The sequence below is a fragment of the Streptomyces scabiei 87.22 genome (assembly GCF_000091305.1).
GTDB classification, from domain to species: domain Bacteria; phylum Actinomycetota; class Actinomycetes; order Streptomycetales; family Streptomycetaceae; genus Streptomyces; species Streptomyces scabiei.
In genome coordinates this window covers 8627646-8652476 of the sequence record NC_013929.1, presented here as the reverse complement: position 1 = coordinate 8652476, position 24831 = coordinate 8627646, and the positions used below count along the sequence as shown (strand labels likewise).

Below are 24831 nucleotides of genomic sequence, written 5' to 3'. Positions count from 1 at the left end.
GCCAAGATCCCTTCCTGACGACAAGCCCCCGCCGCAGCGGCGGGGCGATCCGGGTGGACGCCGAGTCCTGCCGCCGCCCTGATGACCGGTCGACAGGATTGCATCGGCAGGAGTGGAGGACCCAAGCACGACGGGTCGCCGGAACGGTCACGCCATGACCGGGCCGAGCAGCCCTTGGGGTGAAGCCGCGTCAGCGGCCGGGCAACTTCGCCAGCCCGAATCCGACAGGTCATCCTTCACAGGCGGCTGACGAAGGGTTGCGCATGTCTGCGCTGAATCGTGTCCCGTCGCTGTTGACCCGGGCCGGTACGGCCTCGGCTCTGACCATCGCCGCCGTCGGCGGCAGCATCGTGGTCCCGGGCGCCGCATCCGGCGCCGAGGCCGCCACGGTGGCGTCGAAGGCACTCAAGGTCGCGGCTTCCAAGAAGGGCTCCCCTTACAAGTACGGCGCCGTGGGTCCGGGCAGGTTCGACTGCTCGGGGCTGACGCTCTACTCGTTCAAGAAGGCGGGCAAGAAGCTGCCCCGTACTGCCCAGCAGCAGTACAACAAGACGAAGCACATCTCCGCGAGCAGCCGCAAGCTCGGAGACCTCGTCTTCTTCCACTCGGGCTCGAACGTCTATCACGTCGGTATCTACGCGGGGAAGGGAAAGCTCTGGCACTCGCCGAAGACGGGTGACGTCGTCCGGCTGCAGAAGATCTGGACGAAGAGCGTCTGGTACGGCCGGGTCCGCTGACCCACCGCCGGGGGCGGTGGAGCTGTCCGCCGCCCCCCGCCGGCGTATGTCGTACCCATGTGGTTACCCGTCCGGTCATGGCCGACGTACCCACCGGCACCGCGCGCAACGAGACGCCCCTCGAACGCGCGGACCGCAATTTCTCCGAGTTGCTCCAGGAGCTGCGGGTGACGCAGACCGGAGTGCAGATCCTCTTCGCGTTCCTGCTGACGTTGGCCTTCACGCCACGCTTTCCGGATCTGGACACGTTCCAGCGTGTCACCTACGTGACCACCCTGTTGCTCGCGGTTCTCGCGGCGACCCTCTTCACCGCCCCGGCCGCCCTGCACCGCTCGCTCTTCCAGCAGAACGCCAAGCCCGCCATCGTCCGGGTCTCGTCCCGGCTGGCCACCGCGGGGATGATCGTGCTGATGCCGGCCTTCACCGGTTCCGTCCTGCTCGTCGTGGACGTGACGCTCGGCCGGACGGCCGGGATCGTCGCCGGATCGGGCACCCTCCTGGCGTGCCTCCTCCTGTGGGGTCTGCTCCCGAAGCTGGTGGGCCGCGCCTCCGGCCGTGGCGCCACGCCGCCGCCGTCGCCACCGGTCGGACGGGAGAACCACCCGGTCAGGTCTCCGGCGGACCACCCGCGGTGACCGGCCGGACGGGAACCGTCCAGGGAAGTTCGATCGCCACCGTCTTGCCGCCCTCCCGCGTGGGTCTGACGCTCAGTCTGCCGCCGCACTCCGCGGTCAGCCACCGGATGATGACCATGCCCCGGCCGTTGTCCTGCTGGACGGCGGCCGGCAGGCGTCTGGGAAAGCGCGGATGGCTGTCGGTGACGCCGATGCGCAGCTGTTCGTCCCGGTCGAGCGCGATGTCCACGGTGAAGGTGGGAGACAGGCCCGACGTGTGCTGGACGGCGTTGGTGGCGAGTTCGGACACGATCAGGCGCACGGTGTCCGCGGTGCCCGAGTCACCCGGCAGGCCCCATTCGGCGAGCACGACGGCGACGTAGTTCCGGGCTGCGGACACCGAGGCGGGATCGCTCGGCAGAGTGACGGATGCTTCCAGGTGATCTGCCATGGCGAGGCGTCCCTTTCCCACGGGACCGGTGTCCGACAGGGGAGCGGATGGTTCGACTGCGGTCCCGGACTGGTGCTTCGCGCCAGACTGCCACTACCTGGGCCGTCACGGGCGGCGATCCACCAAGATGTGCATATATCTGTCGCTCGAAGCGGTGAACTATCCGACGGCCGAACGTATTTGGGTGGGCCCTTGGTCCATCCTCTGTCGTCACCCCGACGTCGCTCGCCGGGCGGAAGGAGAATCCCATGCAGTACGGTCCGGCGGTGCGCCGCCGCAAGCTCGGTGCCGAGTTGCGTGTCCTGCGCACCCGTTCCGCGCTCACGAGCATCGAGGCGGCCCGTCGGGTGGGCTGGCACCAGTCCAAGGTGAGCCGGATCGAGACGGGCTCCAGTGGGGTCAAACCCGCGGACGTCCGCAAGCTCCTGGACGCGTACGGGATCGACGACACCGAGTTACGGGAACTCCTGCTGGCCCTCGCCGGCTCCGAGGACGGCGGCGGGCGGCACAACTGGTGGCACGCGTACCGGGGCGTACTTCCTCCGGCGTACCGGGACTTCATCAGCCTGGAGTCGCAGGCCGGGGGCATGCGCACGCTGGAGACCTCGGTGGTGCCCGGACTGCTGCAGATCCCCGAGTACGCGCGGGCGGTGACGCGGGCCGCGGTGGAGGGCCTGGAGGACGACAAGCTCGACGCGCTCGTGGAGGTGCGGCTCGCGCGGCAGAAGGTGCTGTGCGGGAACCCGCCGATGAGGCTGAGCGCCGTGCTCGACGAGAGCGTTCTCCGGCGCGAGGTGGGCGGACCCGAGGTCATGGCACGGCAGCTGGTGCGTCTGGTCGAGGCGGCGCGGCTGCCCCAAGTGAGACTGCAGGTGCTCCCGTTCACTGCCGGGGCGCATGTCGGCGTCACGGGTCCTTTCGTAATTTTCTCATTTAGGAGCACGTCCGATCTGGATGTGGTTGTTCTCGACCACTTGACGAGTAGCCTCTACCTCGAACGGAAAGAAGACCTCAAGGCGTATGTCGAGGCCTTCAACGCCCTTCAGATCCACGCCCTTTCGCCCGAGGACTCGTTGGATTACCTCGCCGGGCTAGCCGCCGGCGCGTAAGGAGGCACCATGTCCGCACTGCCTCGGAACGTCCCCGCAAGTACCGACCTGCACGAGGTGCGATGGCTGCGCAGCAGCCGCAGCACCGGGATGAACAACTGTGTCGAGACGGCCCGTCCGGGGTCCGGCCGCTGGGCCGGGCTGGTGGCCGTACGCGACTCGAAGAACACGGCGGGGCCCGCCCTGCTGTTCGACCCCGACGCCTGGGAGGGATTCATCACCACACTGCGGTGACCGACACCGACAGCGTTCAGGATTCCGTTCTCGGCGACGCACGGCCGGGACGCCGACTCACGGTCGCGTGTCGCCGATGATCCGCACGGCCCGGCCGATCTGCTCGTGCGTGAGATCCGCACGGGCGGTCAGCCGCAGCCGCGAGACGCCGTCGGGCACGGACGGCGGGCGGAAACAGCCGACGGCGAGACCCGCCGCCCGGCAGTCCGCCGCCCACCGCAGCGCCTGATCCGGCGACGGCGCTCGCACGGACACCACGGCGGCGTCGGGCCGCACCGCTTCATGGCCCGACGCCGTCAGCCGTGTGTGCAGCTCCCTCGCCACCTCACGGGCGCGCGCGGCCCGCTCGGGCCGGCGGCGCAGCAGCCGCAGCGCGGCGAGCGCCGCGCCGGTCGCGGCCGGGGCGAGACCCGTGTCGAAGATGAAGGTACGGGCCGCGTTGACCAGGTGGTCGATGACGGCCGCCGGACCGAGGACCGCTCCGCCCTGGCTGCCGAGCGACTTGGAGAGCGTGAGGGTCACGACGACGTCGGGGGCACCCGCGAGGCCCGCCGCGTGCGGTGCGCCCCGGCCCCCGTCACCCAGGACACCGAGGCCGTGCGCGTCGTCCACGACGAGCCCGGCGCCGTACTCCCGGCAGGCCGCGGCGAGTCCGGCCAGCGGGGCGGCGTCGCCGTCCACGGAGAAGACCGTGTCGGACACGGCCAGGGCGGTCCCCGCTGCGGCCGTGCCGAGCGCCTTGCGGACGGCGTCGGGATCGGCGTGCGCGACGACCTGCGTGGTGCCGCGGGCCAGCCGGCAGCCGTCGATGAGGGAGGCGTGGTTGCCCGCGTCCGAGACGATCAGGGAGCCGTGGGGGGCGAGCGCGGTGACGGCGGCGAGATTGGCGGCGTAGCCGGAGGAGAAGACGAGCGCGGCCTCGAAGCCGCAGAAGTCGGCCAGTTCCCGTTCCAGTTCGCCGTGGAGTTCGGTGGTGCCGGTGACCAGCCGGGATCCGGTGGCCCCGCCGCCCCAGCGGCGGGCGGCCTGGGCGGCGCCCTCGGTGATCTCGGGGTGCCGGGCCAGACCGAGGTAGTCGTTGCTCGCGAGGTCGAGGAGCGGGGAGTCGGCCGGCCGGGCGCGCAGGGTGCGGACGAGCCCGGCCCGGCGGCGTGCGGAGGCCTGCTCGTCGATCCAGCCGAACGCCATGGGTCCTCCGCGGTGGTGTGGGCAGCCCTCGGCGCCGGTGCCGCGGTGGACGGCACGGCGGGAGCTTTTGTAGGCAGTGCACAGACACTAACGGGCCGACCAGCCGCCCACGATGTGGTGATACCCACACGTCGATCCCACTCTGTTGTCCGAACCATCCTTGGCCGCAAGCGGTCCCGTAGGACAGGATCGGCTCTCATGGACCTGCTGAACACGCTGGTGGACAAGGGGCTCCGGCGCGAGCCGCTGAGCCGTGCCGAGGCGCTCGCCGTCCTCGGCACCTCCGACGACGAACTGCTGGACGTGGTGGCCGCGGCCGGGAAGGTACGCCGGCACTGGTTCGGGCGCCGGGTGAAACTGAACTATCTGGTCAACCTCAAGTCCGGTCTCTGCCCCGAGGACTGCTCCTACTGCTCGCAGCGGCTCGGCTCGACCGCCGGCATCCTCAAGTACAGCTGGCTCAAGCCCGACGAGGCGTCCAAGGCAGCGGCGGCCGGGCTCGCCGGGGGCGCGAAGCGGGTCTGTCTGGTGGCGTCCGGGCGCGGCCCGACCGACCGGGACGTGGACCGGGTCTCCGACACCATCAAGACGATCAAGGACCAGAACGAGGGCGTCGAGGTGTGCGCCTGTCTCGGTCTGCTCTCCGACGGGCAGGCCGAACGCCTGCGCGAGGCGGGCGCGGACGCCTACAACCACAACCTGAACACGTCCGAGGCGACGTACGGCGAGATCACGACGACGCACACGTACGCCGACCGGGTGGACACGGTCCGCAAGGCGCACGCGGCGGGTCTGTCGGCCTGCTCGGGGCTGATCGCGGGCATGGGCGAGAGCGACGAGGACCTGGTCGACGTCGTCTTCTCCCTCCGTGAGCTGGACCCGGACTCGGTGCCGGTCAACTTCCTGATCCCGTTCGAGGGCACCCCGCTCGCCAAGGAGTGGAACCTGACCCCGCAGCGCTGTCTGCGGATCCTGGCGATGGTGCGGTTCGTCTGCCCGGACAGCGAGGTGCGGATCGCGGGCGGGCGCGAGGTCCACCTGCGCACGATGCAGCCGCTCGCGCTGCACCTGGCCAACTCGATCTTCCTGGGCGACTACCTCACCAGTGAGGGCCAGGCGGGCAAGGCCGACCTGGAGATGATCGCGGACGCCGGCTTCGAGGTGGAGGGCACCGACCAGGTCACCCTGCCGGAGCACCGGGCCGCGGTCACCGCGGGCGGGGCGTGCGGGTCCGGGGAGAGCGCCGGGTGCGGGTCGCACGAGGGGGGCGGCTGCGGGGCGCACGAGAGCGCCGGCGCGGGCTGCGGATCGCACGCGGAGGGCGGCCCCTGCGGGTCCGTCGCCGCCACGGCCCTGGCCGGCGAGGCGCGGACGGACCTGGTCGCGGTACGCCGTCGGGGTGCCGGAACCGACCTCGCGCCCAATGCCTGAGCCGTCCGGTCTGGGCGTGGCGGAGCTGCTGGACCTCGACCGGCGGCATGTGTGGCACCCGTACGGGCCCATGCCGGGCCGGCAGGCACCGCTCGTCGTGGAGTCGGCGAGCGGGGTCCGGCTGAAGCTCGCGGACGGCTCGGGCGAGCTGGTGGACGGCATGTCGTCCTGGTGGTCGGCCATCCACGGCTACAACCACCCGGTGCTCAACGAGGCGGCCCGCGAGCAGCTCGGCCGGATGAGTCACGTCATGTTCGGCGGGCTCACCCACGAGCCCGCCGTCCGGCTGGCGAAGCACCTCGTCGACCTGTCGCCCGACGGTCTGGAGCACGTGTTCCTGGCCGACTCGGGGTCGGTCTCCGTCGAGGTCGCGGTCAAGATGTGCCTGCAGTACTGGCGTTCGCTCGGCCGCCCCGCCAAGCGGCGCCTGCTGACCTGGCGCGGCGGCTACCACGGCGACACCTGGCAGCCGATGTCCGTGTGCGACCCCGAGGGCGGGATGCACGAGTTGTGGCAGGGCGTCCTGCCCCACCAGGTGTTCGTGGACCCGCCGCCGGCCGAGTTCGACGAGGCGTACGCGCAGTCGCTGCGCGCGGCGGTCGAGCGGCACGCCGACGAACTGGCCGCCGTGATCGTGGAGCCCGTGGTGCAGGGGGCGGGTGGGATGCGCTTCCACTCCCCCGCGTATCTGCGGGTGCTGCGCGAGGCGTGCGACGCGCACGACGTGCTGCTGGTCTTCGACGAGATCGCGACCGGGTTCGGCCGTACGGGCGCTCTGTTCGCGGCGGACCACGCGGCGGTGACACCGGATGTGATGTGCGTCGGCAAGGCGCTGACCGGCGGTTACCTGACCCTGGCGGCGGCCCTGTGCACCGCCGGGGTGGCCGAGGGGATCTCGCGGGGCGAGGTGCCCGTGCTGGCCCACGGGCCCACCTTCATGGGCAACCCGCTGGCGGCCTCCGTCGCCTGTGCCTCGATCGAGCTGCTGCTCGGTCAGGACTGGCTCGCGGAGGTCAAGCGGATCGAGACGGGGCTGCGGGACGGGCTGGCGCCCGCGCGGGAGCTGCCGGGGGTGAAGGACGTCCGGGTCCTCGGCGCGATCGGGGTCGTCCAGCTCGACCACCCGGTGGACATGGCCGCCGCCACGGCCGCCGCGGTGCGCGAGGGCGTGTGGCTGCGGCCGTTCCGCGACCTCGTCTACACGATGCCTCCCTATGTCACGGGCGACGAGGACGTGGCACGGATCGCGCGCGCGGTGCGCGCGGCGGCGACGGCGGGATGACGGAGAGGGATGACATGACGGTCCTGGTGGTCACGGGGACGGGTACGGAGGTCGGCAAGACGGTCACCACGGCGGCCGTCGCGGCGGTGGCCCTGGCGTCCGGCCGGTCCGTGGCCGTCCTCAAGCCCGCGCAGACCGGTGTACGGCCGGACGAGCGCGGGGACGCGGACGAGGTGGCCCGGCTCGCGGGCGCCGTGACGGTCCGCGAACTCGCCCGCTATCCGGAGCCGTTGGCCCCGGCGACCGCCGCCCGGCGCGCCGGGCTTCCCGCGGTGCACCCCGAGGACGTCGCCGAGGCGGCGGCGAAGCTGGCGGCCGACCACGACCTGGTGCTGGTGGAGGGCGCGGGCGGCCTCCTCGTCCGCTTCGACGAGACGGGCGGCACCCTGGCGGACACGGCACGGCTGCTCGGCGCGCCGGTGCTGCTCGTCGCCTCCGCCGGGCTGGGCACGCTGAACACGACCGAGCTGACGGCCCGCGAACTCGCCGTGCGGGAAGTGGAGCTGGCGGGTGTCGTGATCGGCAGCTGGCCCGAGGTCCCGGACCTGGCGTCGCGGTGCAACCTGGCGGATCTGCCCGTGGTCGCGGCTGCGCCGCTGGTGGGGGCGGTGCCCGCGGGGGCCGGGGGGCTGCCCCCGGCTGCCTTCCGGGCGGCGGCCGGGGGCTGGCTGGCGCCGGCGCTGGGCGGGGTGTGGGACGCGGTGTCCTTCAGCGCCGGCGAGGCCGCGCCGTAGAGGTCCCGTGGCGGGTCTTCCGCGGGTACGTCGTGGCTGGTCGCGCAGTTCGGCGCGCCCCTGTGGGGCGCGCCGCCGCTCTCAGCTCTCCGTCTCCCCCAGCAGTCTCACCAGCTCGATCCTCGACCGGATCCCCAGCCGCGAGAACACCCCCCGCAGATGGTGGTCGATCGTGCGCGGGCTGAGCAGCAGCCGCGCGGCGATCTCCCGGTTCGTCGCACCCTCCGCCGCCATGCGGGCGATCATCAACTGCTGGGCGGTGAGGACGGACGCCAGGGCCTCCGCGGCCGGCACCGCGGCCGCGCGCTCCCCGAGGGCCCGGAGTTCCGCGCGGGCCTGGGCCGCGCAGTGCGGCGAGCCGAAGTGGTCGAAGGCCTCCAGGGCGCTGTGCAGCCGGTCGCGGGCCTCGGTGCGGTTGCGCAACCGCCGCAGGGCACTGCCGAACAGCAGTTCCGTACGGGCGCGTTCGAAGTCGCGGGTGCCGGAGGCGTGCAGGTCGAGCGCCGCGCGGTAGTGCTCCACGGCTGCCTCCCCGGTGGCGAGCAGCGCCCGGCAGCGGGCGCTGAGGGCGAGGTCGTCGGCGCTGCGGACGGTACGGGCCCAGCGGTCGTAGTCGGCGTGCGCGGCGCGCGCCACCCGGGTGTCGCCGGTGCGGACGGCCGCCTCGACGTAGTGCGGGGTGGCGAGGTGCCTCACGGCCCGGTGCCCGTGCCCGGGGCCGAAGCCGGCCAGGGCGCGCAGACGGGCCGCCGAGGCGGCGTACCGGCCGGTGCTCAGGTCGAGGAAGGCGAGGGCGAACATGGCGAGCGCGGCGGGCAGTCCGAGCCCGCGTTCCAGGGCGTGCACACGGGCGGCCTCGGCGCGCTCCCGGCACACCTGCTCGTCCCCGGTGACGGCCGCGAACATCGCGAGGGCGGCCTGGAGATGGCAGGCGCCGTTGTCCTGCCCGGTGGCGTACGCCTGGCGCAGGGCGTCCACGGCGGCGGCCTCGGCAGCCCTCGGCCGTCCGGTCCAGAACTCCGCGTAGGCCCGGAACTCCATGGCCTGCGGCACGGTCACCATCTCGCCCCCGGCCCGGGCGGAGGCGGCGGCGCGGACGGTGGCGGTGTAGGCGCGGGTGTGGTCGCCGAGGAGGAGGGCGGCGATCCCGGCGTGGATGAGCTGGGTGGGGTCGCCACCGGGACCGCAGCGCCCGGCGGCGGCTTCGAGCACGTCCCGGGCGTCCTCGTAGCGGCCCTCGAACGCGGCGGCGAGTGCGCCGAGGGTGCTGGGCGGCACGATGCCGAGCCCGTCGGCGACGGCGGCGGCCTCCCGGCAGCGGCGCAGGTCCCCGGTGTAGATGGCGGCCTCGGTGGCGCGTGCCAGCAGGTGGGCGGCCCTGTCCCGGGTGTGGTCGCCGACGTGCCGGACGGTGGCGGTGAGCAGGGCGTCGAAGGCCTCGGCCGCGTTTCCGGCGCGCAGGGCGAGCAGTCCCGCGAGGGCGTCGTCGTCCGTGGCGGTGACGAGCCGGCGGGCCCGGTCGCCGTCGCCGGACCGCCATGCCTCGGCGGCTGCCCGGGCGAGCAGGGGCGCGCGTTCGGCGGGTTCGGGGGTGAGTGCGGCGGCGCGTTCGGCGAGCGCGGAGGCGAGCGCCGGGTCACCGATGGCACGTGCCACCCGTGCCGCCAGGCGGAGTTCGGCGGCGAGGCGGCGGCTGGGGCCGAGCGCGGCGGCGGCCCGGTGCCAGGAGCGGCCGGGGCGCTCGCCCTCGCCGCTGAGGACGGCGGCGAGCAGACGGTGGGCCTCGCGCCGGTCGGCCATGGACGCGGACTCGTACACGGCGACACGGATCCAGGCGTCCTGGAAGACGATGCCGTGGGCCGTGGCGTGCGCGAGACCAGCCGCCTCCGCCGTGTCCAGGGGGCGGGTGTCGAGCCGGGCCGCGGTGACGGCCCGCGCGTAGGCGTGCGTGGCGACCGGGTACTGGTCGGCGGCCGCGAGGAGCAGCAGGAAGCGGGTGTCGTCGGGCAGCGCCCGTACGTCCCGTCGATGGCCGCGCAGCAGGGCGGGGGCCAGCGCCAGCGGTTCGGCGGGGAGCGGGTCGAGGCCCGTGAGCTGACGCGGGGTCAGGACAGCGGCGAGTTCCGCGGCCGCGCGCGGATCGCCGTGGGCGGCGTGCAGCAGGCGTACGCGCACGCCCTCGGACGGCGCGGGCGCGGCGGCCGACGCTGGGTCCGGGCTCGGCCGCGTGCGCGTGGGGGGCGGTGGCGAGCGATGCGGAAGTCGTGGGGGATTCACCGGGGTCACCACACCCATCACGTTACTTGCGAGTTAACCGGCCAGTAAAGACCGGCGATTTCGCCGATGCGGCGCGCGTAGACCCCGCTGACACTCCAGACGAACCCCACCCGTTTCAGGAGGCACCATGCAGCGCCGCATGCGCCGTATCGCCACGGCCCTCGCGACCGTGACCACCACGCTCCTTCTGTCGCTCTCCTTCTCCGCGACCTCCGCTCAGGCCGCGACCCGCAACCCCGTGGTCTTCGTGCACGGTCTGAGCAGTTCGTCCAGCAGCTGGGACGACTGGATCGCGTACTTCAAGGCCGACGGCTACACGTCCGCGGAGCTGTACTCCTGGTCCTACGACTGGGGTCAGTCCAACGTCACGACGGCCGCGCAGCTCAAGACCAAGATCGAGAGCGTGCGGGCCGCGACCGGCGCCGCCAAGGTCGACGTGGTCGTCCACTCGATGGGCGCGCTCAGCTCCCGGTACTACCTCAAGAACCTCGGCGGGACGGCGTACGTGGACGACTTCGTCTCCGCGGCCGGTGTGAACCACGGGACGACGGTGGCCGGTTGGTGCCGGTGGCTCTACACGTCCTGCGGCGAGATGTACACCGGCAGCTCGTTCCTGACCGCGCTGAACTCCGGCGACGAGACGCCGGGCAGCGTGTCGTACGCCAGCTACTGGTCGAACTGCGACGACGCGCTCACCCCGGACACCTCCGCGATCCTGAGCGGCGCGACCAACGTCGAGGTCGGCTGTGTCTCGCACAACGACATGAACAACGACAAGGGCATCTACAACCAGGTCCGGGCCTTCATCGCCTGACCTTCCGGCGGCCGGCACCGCGTGCCGCGTTCCCCCGCGCCCGTCGCGTGGTCCCCTCCCCTGGGACACGCGGCGGGTGAGCCGTTTCCGCCCCCTTCACGACCGGCGGCCCCCTTCCACGGCCGGCCGTCCCGGTCGTGACGGGTGAGCCGATACTTCCGGGGGGACAATCACGGTATCTGCCGTTCTCTTCGGGAGGTCCTCATGGCCCGCGCGACGACGGACGCCGTGCACCACCCTCTCTTCGCCCGGTTCTACGCCCGGCTGAGCGTGTCGGCGGAGCCGAGGATCGGCCCCCTGCGCGACGAGTTGCTGGCGGGGCTGTCGGGGCGGGTCATCGAGATCGGCGCCGGGAACGGACTGAACTTCGCGCGCTACCCGAACGCGGTGTCGGAGGTCGTGGCGATCGAACCGGAGCACTCCCTGCGGCGGTTGGCCCTGGAGTCCGCCCTGCGCGCCGAGGTGCCGGTGGACGTGGTGCCGGGCGCGGCGGAGGCGCTGCCGGTCAAGAGCGAGGCGTTCGACGCGGCCGTCGTGTCGCTGGTGCTGTGCAGCGTGCGGGACGTACGGCGCTCGCTGAGCGAGGTGCGGCGGGTGCTGCGTCCCGGCGGTGAGCTGCGGTTCTTCGAGCACGGCCGGGGCGGCGGACGCGTGATGCGGACGGCGCAGCGGGCGCTGGACGGCACGGTGTGGCCCCTGTTGTTCGGCGGCTGCCATGTGTCCCGCGACCCGGTCGCCGTGATCCGGGCCGCCGGGTTCGAGACCGGGGCGGTCCGGGAGGTCCTGGTGCCCGAGCGGGGGCCGCGGCTGCCCAGCTCCTACTGCGTGCTGGGCCGGGCCCGGCGGCCCGGCGTCACAGACTCCACTGGCGCAGCTCCCGCGTGATGTCCTGCACGGTGGCCTCGCCGCTCTTGACCAGCCGGGCGAGTTCACGCACCTGCTCGGCGGAGGTGACGACCTTGACGCCGCTGGCCACGAGGTAGCCGTAGGCGACGGCGGAGGCGAACAGCGCGTTGGAGCGCTCCAGCGCCGGGACGTGCATCAGGACCTGGAGGAGGGCGGCGGCCCGGGCGTGCGGGGTGTCGTAGACGGGGACCCCGAAGATCTCGGCCTCGTGCCGGGCGACGGCCGCGACGAGTGCGCCCCAGTCGGCGACCTGTGGGTCTCCGGGCGTCTTGCGTTCGGCGACCATGAGGAGCCAGGCGAGGTCGATTCTGAGCTGACTCAAGGGATCAGTGACGTCCCTCGCGCCGGCCCTCGGGATCGGCGCCGAACTCCTCGGCGAAGACCGCCTCGTACTGCTTCATGAAGTCGGCGGCGGACTCGACGAAGGTGTGGCCCGCCTCGCCGGTGTCCTGCCGGACCAGTTCCTCGATGTACCGGTTCACACTCATCCCGCGCTCCAGGGCTCGTTCACGGGCGGCCCGGGCCGTGTCCTCGTCCACCCGGACGTTCAGCTGGGTCTTGGCCATGAATCGACGCTAGCGCCGGAGTGCTAGCGGTGGCAAGGGCGCCTTCCTCCGGCACCACCCCTAAGGGCCCTCCTTGCGTGCCCCTTACACACAGATCGGGAACCCGACCTGCGACGGAGACCGCCTCGGACTTCGGGGGGATTCCTGCTGTGCCCCACATCACACTAGGCTCGGCCCGAAGCGCCCGGAATTCGAACTGGTTCGAGCCTGGAGGCCGTTTTGTCCACTGCTGCCGCTGAGCACCCCCTCGGCCGCGCGGAAGCCGACGCCGTCGCCGCCCGCGCCCGGGGCCTGACGAAGGCGTACGGCTCGGGCGAGACCGCGGTGCTCGCCCTCGACTCGGTCGACGTGGACATCGCGCGCGGCCGTTTCACCGCCGTGATGGGCCCCTCGGGCTCGGGGAAGTCCACGCTGATGCACTGCCTCGCGGGGCTCGACACCGTCTCGGCCGGGCAGGTGTGGCTCGGGGACACCGAGATCACCCGGCTCAGGGAACGCGATCTGACCCGGTTGCGCCGGGACCGGATCGGCTTCATGTTCCAGTCCTTCAACCTGATCCCCACGCTGAACGCGGCCGAGAACATCACGCTGCCGATGGACATCGCGGGCCGGAAACCCGACCAGCAGTGGCTCGACCGGGTCATCGACACGCTCGGGCTGCGCGACCGGCTGAGGCACCGGCCCTCGCAGCTCTCCGGCGGGCAGCAGCAGCGCGTCGCCTGTGCCCGCGCGCTCGCCTCCCGGCCCGAGCTGATCTTCGCCGACGAGCCGACCGGCAACCTCGACTCCCGCGCCGGGCTCGAAGTGCTCGGCTTCCTGCGCGAGGCGGTCGACCGGCTGGGCCAGACGGTCGTCATGGTCACCCACGACCCGGGCGCCGCCGCCCACTCCGACCTGGTGCTCTACCTCGCGGACGGGCGGATCGTGGACCGGATGGAGCGCCCGACGGCCGAGGCCGTCCTGGAGCGCATGCGCCTGTTCTCCGGAGCCAAGCCGCAGGCGGCGGCCGGGACCGCCGCCGCAACCGCCGCGGTGGACGGGGGCGCGGAGGGGTCGGCCCCCGGATCCGTCGAGGGGTCCGTTGATCGGTCCGTCGATCGGTCCGTCGATCGGTCCGTCGATCGGTCCGTCGACTTCGGCAAGGGCGACTGAGGCCGTGCTGAAGGCGACCCTGCGGAGTTTCCTCGCACACAAGGGGCGGCTGCTGCTCTCGGCGCTGGCGGTCGTCCTGTCCGTGGCGTTCGTCGCGGGCAGCCTGATCTTCTCGGACACGGTCGCCCGCACCTTCGACCGGCTGTTCGCCTCCACCTCGGCCGACGTGACCGTGGGCCCGAAGGACGACGAGCTGACGGGGCAGCTGCCGACCGGGGCCGTCGAGACCGTGCCCGCCTCGCTCGCGCGGCGGGTCGCGGGGATCGACGGCGTGGCGGACGCCCGGATCGACGCGTCCGTCGACAACGTCACGGTCGTCGACAGCGACAACGAGTCCGTGGGGCCGACCACGGGCGCCCCCACCGTCGCCAGGAACTGGCGCCCCACCGACCGCAGCCCGGTGAAGCTGACGAGCGGGCACGCGCCACAAGGCGACGGCCAGGCGTTGCTCGACGCGGACACCGCGAAGAACAAGGGCGTGGAGATCGGCGACACCCTGACGGTGCTCGCCCGGCCGGGCTCCTTCGAGGTGCGGGTCGTCGGCATCGCCACCTTCACCACCACCAACCCGGGCGCCGCGCTCGTCTACCTCGACACCCGAACGGCCCAGACCCGGCTGCTGGGCGACCCCGGCGCCGCCACCGGCGTCTCCGTGACCGCCGAGCCGGGCGTGAGCGACGACCGGCTCAAGCGGCGGATCGCCGACGAGCTGGGGCCGACGACGTACGAGTACCTGACCGCCGACGAGCGGGCCGAGTCGGCGGCCGCCTCGCTGGGCGGATTCCTCGACGTCATCAAGTACGTGATGCTGGGTTTTGCCGGGATCGCGACCCTCGTCGGGATCTTCCTCATCGTGAACACCTTCTCGATGCTCATCGCCCAGCGCACCCGCGAACTGGGGCTGCTGCGTGCGCTGGGCGCCGACCGGCGCCAGGTGCGGCGCTCGGTGCTCGTCGAGGCCGCGCTCCTCGGCCTCGTCGGGGCGACGCTCGGCCTCGCCGCCGGCATCGGGCTGGCCTTCGGGCTGATCGAACTGATGGGCGCCTTCGGGATGAACCTGAGGTCGACCGAGATGGTGATCGGCGTGGGGACGCCGGTCGCGGCGTACGTCGTCGGGCTCGGCGTCACCTTCGTCGCCGCCTATCTGCCGGCGCGGCGGGCCTCGGCCGTCTCGCCGATGGCGGCCCTGTCCGACGCCGAGATCGCCGGGGTGGGGCGACCGCTCAAGGTTCGGGCCGTGGCCGGCGGGATCGTCGGAGCCGCCGGTGCCGCCGCGCTCGCGGGGTGCGCGCTGTCGTCCGACACGGGCTCCGCGGCGTCCCTGCTCGGTCTCGGCCTGGTCCTCACGCTGATCGCGACCGTGATCGCCGGACCGCTGCTCGTACGGCCCGTGATCCGGGTCCTCGGCGGCGCCTTCCCGGCGCTGTTCGGCTCCGTCGGCCGGATGAGCCAGCGCAACGCCCTGCGCAACCCGCGCCGCACCGGGGCCACCGCCTCCGCGCTGATGGTCGGCATCGCGCTCGTCGCCGGCATGTCCGTGGCGAGCGCGTCGATGGCCAAGTCCTTCGACGACGAGATCGACAACACTTTGGGCGCCGACTTCGTCATCCAGAACCAGAACTTCCTGCCGTTCCCGCAGGAGGTCACCGACAAGGTCCGCGCCACGGACGGCGTCGGCCTCGTCGTACGGCAGCGGTTCACCCCGGTCGCGGTACGGCTGCCGGACGGCGAACGCGTCGAGACGACCGCCGCGGCCTACGACGACCGGCTGGACGAGATCGCGAACGTGACCTACGCCGAGGGCGACAGCGAAGCCGCGCTCGGCGACGGCGCCATCGCCATGGACGCGGAGTTCGCGCGGGACCACGACGTACGGGTGGGCAGCACCATCCCCGTCCGGTTCCCTGCCGGGAGGAGCACCGAGCTGCGGGTGGCCGCCCTCACCGACCAGGACACCGCCGACGGCTTCGGGGTCCAGGGCGGGCTGTACTTCGGGACGGCCACGATCCAGCGGTACGTGCCCGACGGACAGGACTCCGCGCTGTACGTGAACGCCGGGCCGGGCACCGGCGCCGACGAACTGCGCGGGAACCTGGAGCGGACCCTGGAGGCCTACCCGCAGGTCCAGGTCCGCGACCAGGCCGACTACAAGGAGCTCGTCCGGGGCCAGATCGCCGTGCTCCTCTACCTCGTCTACGCGCTGCTCGGCCTGGCGATCGTCATCGCGGTCCTCGGTGTCGTCAACACCCTCGCCCTGTCGGTGGTCGAACGCACCCGGGAGATCGGCCTGTTGCGCGCCATCGGGCTGGGACGGCGACAGCTGCGGCGCATGATCCGGCTGGAGTCGGTGGTGATCGCCGTGTTCGGTGCCGTCCTCGGGCTCGTCCTGGGGCTGATCTGGGGGGTGTGCGCCCAGCAGGTGCTGGCGCTGCAGGGCATGAAGGAGCTGGCGATCCCGTGGGGGACGGTCGTGGCCGTGGTGATCGGCTCGGCGGTCGTCGGCGTCGTCGCGGCCCTGCTGCCCGCGCTGCGCGCGTCCCGGATGAACGTCCTGGCCGCGATCGCCCACGAGTGAGAACGCCCGCCGGGGGCGCCCCGCGCGTACGCGGTGCGCATGTGCTGGCGGCACGCGCGCACGGGTGGTGTACTCACCGGCGTGCCCGCTCGAGTCCCGCTGAGGTGAGGAGAGTTCATGCCGCGCCCGTTCCGCTTCGGAGTCAACTTACTCAGCCCCACGTCGGCCGGGGAGTGGCGCGCGAAGTGCCGCCGCGCCGAACAGCTCGGCTACGACGTGATCCTGGTCCCGGACCATCTGGGCATGCCGGCCCCGTTCCCGTCCCTGGTCGCGGCGGCGGAGGCGACCGAACGGCCCCGGCTCGGCACATTCGTGCTGAACGCGGGGTTCTGGAACCCGGCGCTGCTGGCGCGTGAGGTCGCGACCACGGACGCGCTCACCGGAGGACGTCTGGAGCTGGGCCTCGGCACCGGGTACGTACCGGCCGAGCACGAGAAGGCGGGCCTGCCGTGGGGCTCGGCGGGCGAACGGGTCGACCATCTGCTGCGCACGGTCCGGGAGTTGGACGAACTGCTCGGCTCCGGGGAACACGAGCCACGGCCGGTGCAGCGCCCCCGGGTGCCGCTGCTCATCGGGGCGAACGGCGACCGCGTGCTGCGGATCACCGCCGAGCACGCGGACATCGCGGCGTTCACGGGCGCCCGGACGGTGGCGAACGGCAAGCTGGAACCGCTGACCGCCGGGGAACTCGACGAACGGGTCGGCAGGTACCAGGAGTTCGCCGCCGGCCGGAAGGAACCGGCCGAGCTGAACCTGCTGATCCAGATCGTCGAGTTCACCGAGGACCGCGCCGCCGCCGTACGGCCCTGGCTCGGCCACCTCCCGAACCTGACCGAGGAGCAGGCGCTCCAGCTCCCGCTGGTCCTCGTGGGCACCCTGCAGGAGATCGTCGACCAGGTACTGGCACAGCGGGAGCGGTACGGCTTCTCGTACCTGACCGTCCTGGAACCGAACATGGAAACCTTCGCGAAGGTCGTCGAGGCGCTGCACGGACGGTGAGGGTGCGCCGGGCCGAGGGCGAGGAGCGCGCTCCGGTGAACGCCGAGCGGCGCGGAACCGGTGGGAACACGGAGGCGACCGGAGCCACTCCCCCGCTCGGGTGCCCGGAGCCCGGGCACGGAGTCTCGGGGCGGCCGCGAACGTCGCCGTCCTGTCCCGCGTCGGCCGCATCGGCTCCGGGCCCTCGCCGCGGCGACGCATCGCGCGCAGGGATCCGAGGCGCTTGCGGGTACCGGAACGCGAGCGGTCCGGAGTGCCGAACCGGCCCGGAAGGCGGGCGGGACACGGAGCCCGTCCGCACCTCGTCCCGGGACACCGCCGCGCGGCCGCGTCCGGATGATGGAATTCCGAACCGCGCTCCCGCCCCCGTGGTGGGATCGCCCCATGACCGACCTGCGCATACGGGCCGCGACGCCCGACGACCTCGACGCCGTCCTCGCCTTCTGGAAGGCGGCGGCCGAGGGCACGAGCATCAGCGACGACCGGGAGGGCGTCGAGCGGCTGGTGGCGCGTGACCCCGAGACGCTGATCCTGGCCGAGCTGGACGGCGAGCTGGTGGGCACCGTCATCGCCGGTTTCGACGGCTGGCGGTGCCACCTGTACCGGCTCGCCGTGCACCCCGAGCGGCGGCGCCGGGGCATCGGTTCGGCCCTGCTCACGGCGGCCGAGGAGCGGTTCCTCGGACTCGGCGGGCGGCGCGGCGACGCGATGGTGCTCGTGCGCAACGAGACGGCCCAGCATGCGTGGCGGGCCGCCGGGTACGCGCCCGAGGAGAAGTGGCGGCGGTGGGTGAAGCCGCTCGGAGGCTGAGACCCGGGCGTACTGCAGGGCATGCGTCGAGGCGAGGGAGGCACTTTGCCGGTCCTTTACCATGGGTGGACCAGTCAACCTCTACGGAAAGGTTGTGAGCGTCCGCCCATGGGCGAGCCTCCCAGTACGCGGCCCGGTACCGCGGGTACCCGAGCCGGTGCACGACATCGCGCGTTCCTCACGTCCCTGCCCGATCCTGGGACGGAGGTGACCCGATGACCGAAGTGCTCCTCCTTCTGGTGGCGGTGCTGCTCTCGCTGATCTGCGGCGCCTTCGTCGCCGCCGAGTTCTCGCTGACCACGGTCGACCGGGCCCGCCTGGAACGGGCCGTGGAGCGAGGCGAGCGGGGTGCCGCCGGCGCCCTCAAGGCCGTACGGAATCTGACCTTCCAGCTCTCCGGCGCCCAGCTCGGCATCACCGTCACCAACCTGGTCGTCGGCATGCTCGCCGAGCCGTCCATCGCGAAACTGATCGCGGGCCCGCTGGAGGCGGTCGGCGTGCCCGCCTCCGCGTCCAGCTCGGTGGCGCTGGTGATCGGCACGGCCCTGTCGACCGTCGTGCTGATGGTCGTCGGCGAGCTGGTGCCCAAGAACTGGGCGATCTCCGCGCCGCTGCCGGTGGCGAAGAAGGTGGCGAACCCGCAGCGCTGGTTCAGTGCCGCGTTCCGCCCGTTCATCACCCACCTCAACAACACCGCCAACCGTCTCGTGCGCCTGCTGGGCATCGAGCCCGCCGAGGAGCTGGCCTCCGCGCGGGGCCCCCAGGAGCTGGCCGCCCTCGCCCGGCACTCGGCCAAGGAGGGCGCCCTGGAGCCGGACACCGCCGAGCTGTTCGTCCGGACGCTGAACCTCGCCGATCTCACCGCGGAGAACGTGATGACCCCGCGCGTCCAGGTCATCGCCCTGGACGCCCAGGCGACCTGCGAGGACGTGGCGAACGCGACCCGGGCCACCGGCCTGTCCCGCTTCCCCGTCTACCGCGGCAGCCTCGACTCGGTGGTCGGCACCGTGCACATCAAGGACGTCCTCGCCGTGCCCGCCGCGCGCCGGCTGCGCACCTCCGTCGCGGAGCTGCTGCGCGAGCCGCTGCTCGTCCCCGAGTCGCTCACCGTCGACCGCGTGCTGGACCGGCTCTCGGGCAAGCGCACGATGGCCGTCGTCATCGACGAGTACGGCGGCACGGCCGGCGTCGTGACCCTGGAGGACATCGTCGAGGAGGTCGTCGGCGAGGTGCGGGACGAGCACGACCCGCACGAGACGCCCGACCTGGCCCCCGTGGGCACCGACGAGCACGGCCGCGAGCTGTACTCGGCCGACGGCGCGGCCCGCACCGACCAGCTGGCCCGGGTGGGCCTGCGCGCCCCGGACGGACCGTACGAGACGCTCGCCGGACTCGTCGCCACCGAGCTGGGCCGTATCCCGGCCGTCGGCGACACCGTGGCGGTGGCCGGCTGGCGGCTCGACGTGGTGGACGCCGCCGGACGCCGGGCCGCGCGGGTGCTGCTGCACGCGCCGGTCCCGTCCGTCGAGGAGCACGAGGAGGAGACGCGATGACCGCCGTCCAGCTGCTGATCGGTTTCGCGACGCTGGTCGTCAACGCCTTCTTCGTGGGCGCCGAGTTCGCCCTGATCTCGGTGCGCCGCAGCCAGATCGAGCCGTACGCCGAACAGGGCGACCGGCGGGCCCGCAGCGTGCTGTGGGGTCTGCAGCACGTGTCCGCGCTGATGGCGGCCGCGCAACTCGGCATCACGCTGTGCACCCTGGTCCTCGGTGTGGTCGCGGAGCCCGCGATCGCGCACCTGTTGGAGCCGCTGTTCCACGCGGTGGGCGTACCGGAGGGCGCGGGCCACGTGGTGTCCTTCGTGATCGCCCTGACGCTCGCCACGTATCTGCACATGCTGCTCGGCGAGATGGTCCCGAAGAACATCGCCCTGGCCGAGCCGGTACGCAGCGCGCTGCTGCTCGGCCCGCCGCTGGTGACCCTCTCGCGGGCGCTGCGCCCGGTGATCTTCACGGTCAACGCCTTCGCGAACACCCTGCTCAAGCTCATGCGGATCGAGACGAAGGACGAGGTCGCGGCGACCTTCTCGGACACCGAGCTCGCCCGTCTGGTCCGGGACTCCAGCGAGGCGGGACTGATCGACGACCGCGCGCAGGAGCGGCTGCGCGACGCGCTGGAACTGGGGCGGCGGCCGGTGCGTGACGTCGTGCTCCCGCTGGAGCGGGTCGTCTACGCGGGCATGGGGGTCACCCCCGAGGAGCTGGAGCGGCTGTCGGCCGAGTCCGGGTTCTCCCGTTTCCCGGTGGTGGACGAGGGGCGCCGGATCGTGGGCTATCTCCATGTGAAGGACGCGCTCGACGCGACCCCGCGCGACGTGCCGTTCTCCGTGCGGGACATGCGGTCCATCGCCCGGGTCCGCGAGACGACCCCGCTGGACGACGTGCTCAGCGCGATGCGCCGCAGCCGGACGCATCTGGCGGCCGTCCTGGGCGAGGACGGGCGGCTCGCGGGCATCGTGACCATGGAGGACGTACTGCGGGAGCTGTTCGGGCAGCCGGCCGTGTGACGTTCGTCGGCGAGGGGAAGCCTACCGACCGTAGGGTATGTGAACGCGTTACCATCGTTGGCGCCATGCAGACGAATCCCACGTATTCCAGCCTTGTCTCGGTCGGCGACTCCTTCACCGAGGGGATGTCCGACCTCCTCCCCGACGGTTCGTACCGGGGCTGGGCCGACCTCCTCGCCGGCCGTATGGCCGCGCGGACACCCGGCTTCCGGTACGCCAACCTCGCGGTGCGCGGAAAGCTGATCGGCCAGATCGTCGCCGAGCAGGTGGAGGTCGCGGCCGCCATGGAGGCGGACGTGATCACCCTGGTCGGCGGCCTCAACGACACGCTCCGGCCCAAGTGCGACATGGGCCGGGTGCGGGGCCTGCTGGAGGAGGCCGTGGAGCGTCTGGCCCCCTCCTGCAAGCAGCTCGTCCTGATGCGCAGCCCGGGCCGCGAGGGCCCCGTCCAGCAGCGGTTCCGGCCGCGCATGGAGGAACTGTTCACCTACGTCGACGAGCTGGCCGCCCGCCACGGCGCCCTCGTCGTGGACCTGTACGGCGCCTCGTCGCTCAGCGACCCGCGCATCTGGGACGTGGACCGGCTGCACCTGACGCCCGAAGGACACCGCCGGGTCGCCGAGGCGGTCTGGCAGACGCTCGGCTACGAGGCCGAGGACCCGGAGTGGCGGACGCCGATGCCGCTGACGCCGCCGCCCGGCTGGGCCGCCCGCCAGGTGGCCCACGCCCGGTTCACCCGGCAGTACCTGCTGCCGTGGATCGCGCGCCGCCTCACCGGCCGCTCCTCGGGGGACGGCCGGTCGGGCGCACACTTCAGCGCCGAGCTGGGCCAGGCGTTCTGGGTCACCCCCGCGGACCACACGGCCCCCGGCCCGGTGACGGACTGGCGCCGGGTGGGCCCCTGACCCGGAGCCTTCCCGCACCCTCGCGAGACCGCAGCCTCGCGAGACCGCGTCCGGTGAGCTCCGTCGGCGATCTCCTCGGGTGCGGCCGCACACTCCGACGGCCGGGGCGAACTCGCGGGCGTGCGACGGCAGTCGGCGGACGGCGGGGGACCGTCGACGTCGATCGGCTCCCGCGGCGGTGTGACCCCCGGGCGAAATCGAACGTCTAACGTTCGAGACCGCATCCCGGCGGTTCCCGACGGAAGGTTCTTCGATGGACAGTCAGATCGTGAAGGTGAAGATTCACCCCGCCATCGGGGTCGCCCGGGTCGGCAACAGCGCCGAAGCACCCTTCATCGGCCCGGAATCACCGGACCAGGAACCGGCGGATCCCGGCTCCTACAAGGACGCTTCCGGTGCGCTCCGCAGGCAGGCCGCACGGTTCCGTGTGTACGGCTACAACGCCGCGGGCGAGGTGGTGAGGGAGCTGAAGCCGGGCGTCGAGGGTGTCTCCGAGATCCAGTGGACGGTGCACCTGGCCAACAAGAAGGCCGCCTGGTACCAGTTCCATCTCGCGCTGGACATCCCCGAGGGCAAGACGCTCGCGGCGGAGCAGTACGCCCTGCGCAATGCCGACGTCGTGGGCGCCGAGCGGAAGAAGCTGGTCAACGACCCCGGAAGCCGCACCGTCCTCGGCTCGAAGACCGAGACGCAGAAGTTCGACACCGGCAAGATCATGGGAAAGGCGGTGTACCTCGGCGAGATCTCCACGCGTTCCGACGGCCGCCTGGTGGTGCTCGGCGGCCGGGGCAACTCCGCCTCGTACAAGAACCAGCCGATCACCGGGGTCGCCAACAACAACACCTGGTACGACGACGTGTCCGACGGCCCGGTGACGGCGAAGGTCCGCATCGACGGCAAGGATCTGACCGCCGCTCCGGCCTGGGTCGTGGTGGGGCCTCCGCACTACGCCCCCGGCGTGAAGTCCGTCCGCACCCTCCACGACCTGCTCTTCGACGTCTTCGTCCAGGCCGGTTCACTGACCCGCCCCCAGCAGATCTCGTACACCGACCACATCGAGCCGATCCTGCGCCGCTTCTGCGATCTGCAGTGGGTCAACCACGGTTTCGCGGCACAGTTCGGCTGGAACGGCCCCCACTTCTTCCTCTCGCCCGCCATGCGCAAGAGGCTCGCCGATCCCTCCGACCGGACCCGGGAACTGCGCCGCCAGACGTACGCCGCCCTGCGCGACTACGACCGGGACGGGAAGTCCCCGCAGCCGTGGCCGTGGATCTACGGCGACGCCATGGCCAGCAAGCCCAAGTCCGTACGCCAGCACCTGGTGCTCTCCCCGACCCAGGACTGGATGCTGCAGCGCTGGGCTGACGGGGCGTTCCGGGCCGGATCCCTGCGGCAGCCGCGCCCCACGGTCGACGACGCCCCTGTCGGTGAGCAGCCGGGGCTGCTGGACCGGGCGGCCCTGGAGAACTGCGCCGCCGACGCGTTCCACCCGGGGTGCGAGGTCACCTGGCCGATCAGGCACGCGAGCATGTTCGGTGACCCCTTCCGCATCCGGCACCGCGCCGCCGGCACCGCGGAGCCCGACTACGGGCCCACCCTCACCGCGCAGGAGGCGGTCGCCGCCAACGGTCCCCTGCACGCACAGGGACCCGGAGACCTCACCCGCTGGATGGCCGCCCCCTGGCAGGCGGACACCGCCAGCTGCCGCTCCGGCTACGAGGTGCTGGCCAATCTGGGGCCCCGGTACAGCCCCTACCTGCCGACCTTCTGGCCCGCCCAGGTACCCAACCATGTCCTCAAACTGGAGGACTTCGAGAAGGTCAACACGCCGTCGACCGGGAGCGACGACAGCGCGCGGGAGGAGGCGTTCGAGCGACGGGCGACCTGGCTGCGCGGCCTCAGCGGCACCATGAACCAGCAGCGCACCCAGATGATCAAGGACTGGTACAAACTCGGCATCGTCGAGGTGCGCGACTACACCGTCGGCGACGGGAAGTTCCCGGACCGGATCCTGGTGGAGTCGCGCCCGGGACAACCGCTCGCCCAGGCACCCGACACGGCGAACCTCGTCAACCTGCACGTGCCCGAGGCGGGTCCGCACGTGATGTCCGCGGCGGCGGGCGTGCGGCCCGAAGGAAGGCTCTCCCCGGAGACCGCCGAGGCCGAGGCCGCGGCACGGGCGATCGGCGAGGCCGCCAGGGCGACCGGTTACCGCCCGGAGGAGATCACCGCCGGATATCTGGAGATACTCGACCCCTTCCGCGACGCGCGGTGAGCGCCGCACCCGCTCCCGGCACGGACACCTACGACGTCGTGGTGGCGGGCGGCGGCCCGGCCGGCTGTGCCGCCGCGCTCGTGCTCGCCCGTGCCGGCCGTACGGTCCTGCTGGCGGACGCCGGCACCGGGGCGCCCAAGGTCGGCGAGACGCTCGTGCCCGCCGGACGGGTCCTGCTCGGCGACCTCGGCGTCGCCGACGGGGTTCTCGGCTCCGGGCATCTGCCCTGCTACGGCAGCCTGTCGGCGTGGGGGACGGCCGGCCTGCACGCCGTGGACTTCATCAACGACCCGCACGGCCACGGCTGGCACCTCGACCGGCGGCTGTTCGACCGGCGGCTGCGCGACGCCTCGCGCGCGGCGGGGGCCGAGGTCGCCGAGGGCTCGGCCGTCCGCGACACCGCGCGGACGCCGGACGGCGGCTGGACCCTGGCCCTGCGCGGCGGCACCGGCCCCGCCGGTACCCGGTCCGGTGGCGAGCGTACGGTGCGCTGCCGCTGGGTGATCGACGCCACCGGCCGCGCCGCCGCGATCGCCGTCCGGTGCGGGGCCCGGCGGCGGGTCGCGGACCGGCTCACCGCTCTGTACGTGCCCCTGGAGGCGGATCCGCTGGACACCGACCGCCGTTCCCTCGTCGAGTCCGACGAGAACGGCTGGTGGTACACCGCCCCGCAGCCCTCCGGCGGGCGCCTGGTCGCCTACTTCACCGACGCCGACCTGCCCGCCGCGTCCCACACCGCACGCCACTTCCACCGACGGATGTCGGCCACCCGCCACATGTCCCGATGGGCCCGGCGGAACGGGCCCCCGTCGCCTGCCGCGCCCCGCCGGGCCGCGGCGCACACGGCGCACCTGGACACGGTGTACGGAGACGGCTGGACCGCCGCCGGGGACGCGGCGGTCGCGTTCGACCCGCTCTCCTCCCAGGGCGTGCTGACCGCGCTCTACACCGGGCTGGGCGCGGGCCTGGCCGTCGACACCCGCCTGGGTCACGCCCGCTCCGGCTCGGACTCGGCCCTCGCCGCGTACGCCGACAAGGTCGCGGCCGCACGGCACGCCTATCTGCGCGGCCACCGTGCCATCCACGCCCAGGAGGCCCGCTGGACCGACCGCGCCTTCTGGGCGCGGCGCCTGGCCGGGCTCCCCGACCCGTCCTCCCGACCTCAGGAGGAGCCCAGCGCCTCATGATCCGAGTTGCTGCCGCAGG

Annotated in this window: 23 protein-coding genes and 1 riboswitch; of the genes, 18 read left to right on the top strand and 5 right to left on the bottom strand. The window is 72.8% G+C overall.

The features are described from left to right. The first annotated feature begins 89 nt into the window (after positions 1–89). Positions 90–260: riboswitch (cyclic di-AMP (ydaO/yuaA leader) on the top strand. 3 nt (positions 261–263) lie between these two features. Both SCAB_RS37485 and SCAB_RS37480 read left to right on the top strand, forming a co-directional pair. Beyond that, positions 264–737 carry a C40 family peptidase gene (locus SCAB_RS37485; protein ID WP_037727551.1) on the top strand — a complete coding sequence of 158 codons (474 nt, stop codon included), beginning with the start codon at positions 264–266 and terminating at the stop codon, positions 735–737. Between the two features lie 77 nt (positions 738–814). Beyond that, positions 815–1372, top strand: a complete 558-nt coding sequence (locus SCAB_RS37480; protein ID WP_013005244.1) for a DUF6328 family protein — start codon at positions 815–817, stop codon at positions 1370–1372. Here SCAB_RS37480 and SCAB_RS37475 read toward each other — a convergent pair. Then, a complete protein-coding gene (locus tag SCAB_RS37475; protein ID WP_037727549.1) occupies positions 1344–1802 on the bottom strand; it encodes an ATP-binding protein in 459 nt (152 codons plus the stop codon). The genes SCAB_RS37480 and SCAB_RS37475 overlap by 29 nt on opposite strands. Positions 1803–2050: 248 nt before the next feature. On the opposite strand from SCAB_RS37475, the gene SCAB_RS37470 reads away from it, so the two are divergent. Together SCAB_RS37470 and SCAB_RS37465 are read left to right on the top strand one after the other, a co-directional pair. Then, positions 2051–2911: a helix-turn-helix domain-containing protein gene (locus SCAB_RS37470; protein ID WP_013005242.1), complete on the top strand. Its 861-nt coding sequence runs from the start codon at positions 2051–2053 to the stop codon at positions 2909–2911. Between the two features lie 9 nt (positions 2912–2920). Further along, positions 2921–3145 (top strand): DUF397 domain-containing protein, encoded by a 225-nt coding sequence (locus tag SCAB_RS37465; protein ID WP_013005241.1) that lies wholly within the window; start codon positions 2921–2923, stop codon positions 3143–3145. A gap of 57 nt (positions 3146–3202) precedes the next feature. Here the strand turns inward: SCAB_RS37465 and SCAB_RS37460 are convergent, their stop codons facing one another. Next, a complete protein-coding gene (locus tag SCAB_RS37460) occupies positions 3203–4333 on the bottom strand; it encodes an 8-amino-7-oxononanoate synthase (protein ID WP_013005240.1) in 1131 nt (376 codons plus the stop codon). 198 nt (positions 4334–4531) lie between these two features. On the opposite strand from SCAB_RS37460, the gene bioB reads away from it, so the two are divergent. The 3 genes from bioB to bioD are packed head-to-tail and all read left to right on the top strand — an operon-like array spanning position 4532 to position 7780. Beyond that, a complete protein-coding gene (gene bioB, locus SCAB_RS37455; protein WP_013005239.1) occupies positions 4532–5764 on the top strand; it encodes a biotin synthase BioB in 1233 nt (410 codons plus the stop codon). Next, positions 5757–7046, top strand: a complete 1290-nt coding sequence (locus SCAB_RS37450) for an adenosylmethionine--8-amino-7-oxononanoate transaminase (protein WP_041670091.1) — start codon at positions 5757–5759, stop codon at positions 7044–7046. Before bioB ends, SCAB_RS37450 begins: the two co-directional genes overlap by 8 nt. Positions 7047–7060: 14 nt before the next feature. Then, on the top strand, positions 7061–7780 hold the full coding sequence (gene bioD / locus SCAB_RS37445) for a dethiobiotin synthase (protein WP_013005237.1): 720 nt from the start codon (positions 7061–7063) through the stop codon (positions 7778–7780). Positions 7781–7861: 81 nt separating this feature from the next. On the opposite strand, the gene SCAB_RS37440 is transcribed toward bioD, so the two are convergent. Next, positions 7862–10075 (bottom strand): helix-turn-helix transcriptional regulator, encoded by a 2214-nt coding sequence (locus SCAB_RS37440; RefSeq protein WP_013005236.1) that lies wholly within the window; start codon positions 10073–10075, stop codon positions 7862–7864. Positions 10076–10184: 109 nt separating this feature from the next. Between SCAB_RS37440 and SCAB_RS37435 the strand changes: the two genes are divergently transcribed. Next, on the top strand, positions 10185–10871 hold the full coding sequence (locus tag SCAB_RS37435) for an esterase/lipase family protein (protein WP_013005235.1): 687 nt from the start codon (positions 10185–10187) through the stop codon (positions 10869–10871). A gap of 204 nt (positions 10872–11075) precedes the next feature. Then, positions 11076–11756: a class I SAM-dependent methyltransferase gene (locus tag SCAB_RS37430; protein WP_013005234.1), complete on the top strand. Its 681-nt coding sequence runs from the start codon at positions 11076–11078 to the stop codon at positions 11754–11756. Here SCAB_RS37430 and SCAB_RS37425 read toward each other — a convergent pair. Both SCAB_RS37425 and SCAB_RS37420 read right to left on the bottom strand, forming a co-directional pair. Continuing rightward, positions 11725–12099, bottom strand: a complete 375-nt coding sequence (locus SCAB_RS37425; protein ID WP_013005233.1) for a hypothetical protein — start codon at positions 12097–12099, stop codon at positions 11725–11727. The genes SCAB_RS37430 and SCAB_RS37425 overlap by 32 nt on opposite strands. Before the next feature lie 4 nt (positions 12100–12103). Then, a complete protein-coding gene (locus SCAB_RS37420; RefSeq protein ID WP_013005232.1) occupies positions 12104–12343 on the bottom strand; it encodes a toxin-antitoxin system HicB family antitoxin in 240 nt (79 codons plus the stop codon). A gap of 219 nt (positions 12344–12562) precedes the next feature. Here SCAB_RS37420 and SCAB_RS37415 point away from each other — a divergent pair, with 219 nt between their 5' ends. The 9 genes from SCAB_RS37415 (at position 12563) to SCAB_RS37375 (ending at position 24812) form a co-directional block, all read left to right on the top strand. Beyond that, the gene (locus tag SCAB_RS37415; protein ID WP_013005231.1) at positions 12563–13495 is read left to right on the top strand and encodes an ABC transporter ATP-binding protein; all 933 of its coding nucleotides are present in this window, start codon (positions 12563–12565) and stop codon (positions 13493–13495) included. A gap of 4 nt (positions 13496–13499) precedes the next feature. Continuing rightward, the gene (locus tag SCAB_RS37410) at positions 13500–16070 is read left to right on the top strand and encodes an FtsX-like permease family protein (RefSeq protein ID WP_013005230.1); all 2571 of its coding nucleotides are present in this window, start codon (positions 13500–13502) and stop codon (positions 16068–16070) included. A gap of 117 nt (positions 16071–16187) precedes the next feature. Beyond that, positions 16188–17069, top strand: coding sequence for an LLM class F420-dependent oxidoreductase (locus SCAB_RS37405; RefSeq protein WP_013005229.1), 882 nt, complete (start codon positions 16188–16190; stop codon positions 17067–17069). A 384-nt stretch (positions 17070–17453) separates the two neighbouring features. Continuing rightward, positions 17454–17879 (top strand): GNAT family N-acetyltransferase, encoded by a 426-nt coding sequence (locus SCAB_RS37400; protein WP_013005228.1) that lies wholly within the window; start codon positions 17454–17456, stop codon positions 17877–17879. A gap of 215 nt (positions 17880–18094) precedes the next feature. Further along, positions 18095–19432 carry a hemolysin family protein gene (locus SCAB_RS37395; protein ID WP_013005227.1) on the top strand — a complete coding sequence of 446 codons (1338 nt, stop codon included), beginning with the start codon at positions 18095–18097 and terminating at the stop codon, positions 19430–19432. After that, positions 19429–20445, top strand: coding sequence for a hemolysin family protein (locus SCAB_RS37390; protein ID WP_013005226.1), 1017 nt, complete (start codon positions 19429–19431; stop codon positions 20443–20445). Before SCAB_RS37395 ends, SCAB_RS37390 begins: the two co-directional genes overlap by 4 nt. Positions 20446–20510: 65 nt before the next feature. Beyond that, positions 20511–21350, top strand: a complete 840-nt coding sequence (locus tag SCAB_RS37385; protein WP_013005225.1) for an SGNH/GDSL hydrolase family protein — start codon at positions 20511–20513, stop codon at positions 21348–21350. A gap of 253 nt (positions 21351–21603) precedes the next feature. Then, complete coding sequence (locus tag SCAB_RS37380; protein WP_013005224.1) at positions 21604–23625, top strand: LodA/GoxA family CTQ-dependent oxidase; 2022 nt, start codon at positions 21604–21606, stop codon at positions 23623–23625. Continuing rightward, complete coding sequence (locus SCAB_RS37375; RefSeq protein ID WP_013005223.1) at positions 23622–24812, top strand: NAD(P)/FAD-dependent oxidoreductase; 1191 nt, start codon at positions 23622–23624, stop codon at positions 24810–24812. Before SCAB_RS37380 ends, SCAB_RS37375 begins: the two co-directional genes overlap by 4 nt. Positions 24813–24831 lie beyond the last annotated feature (19 nt).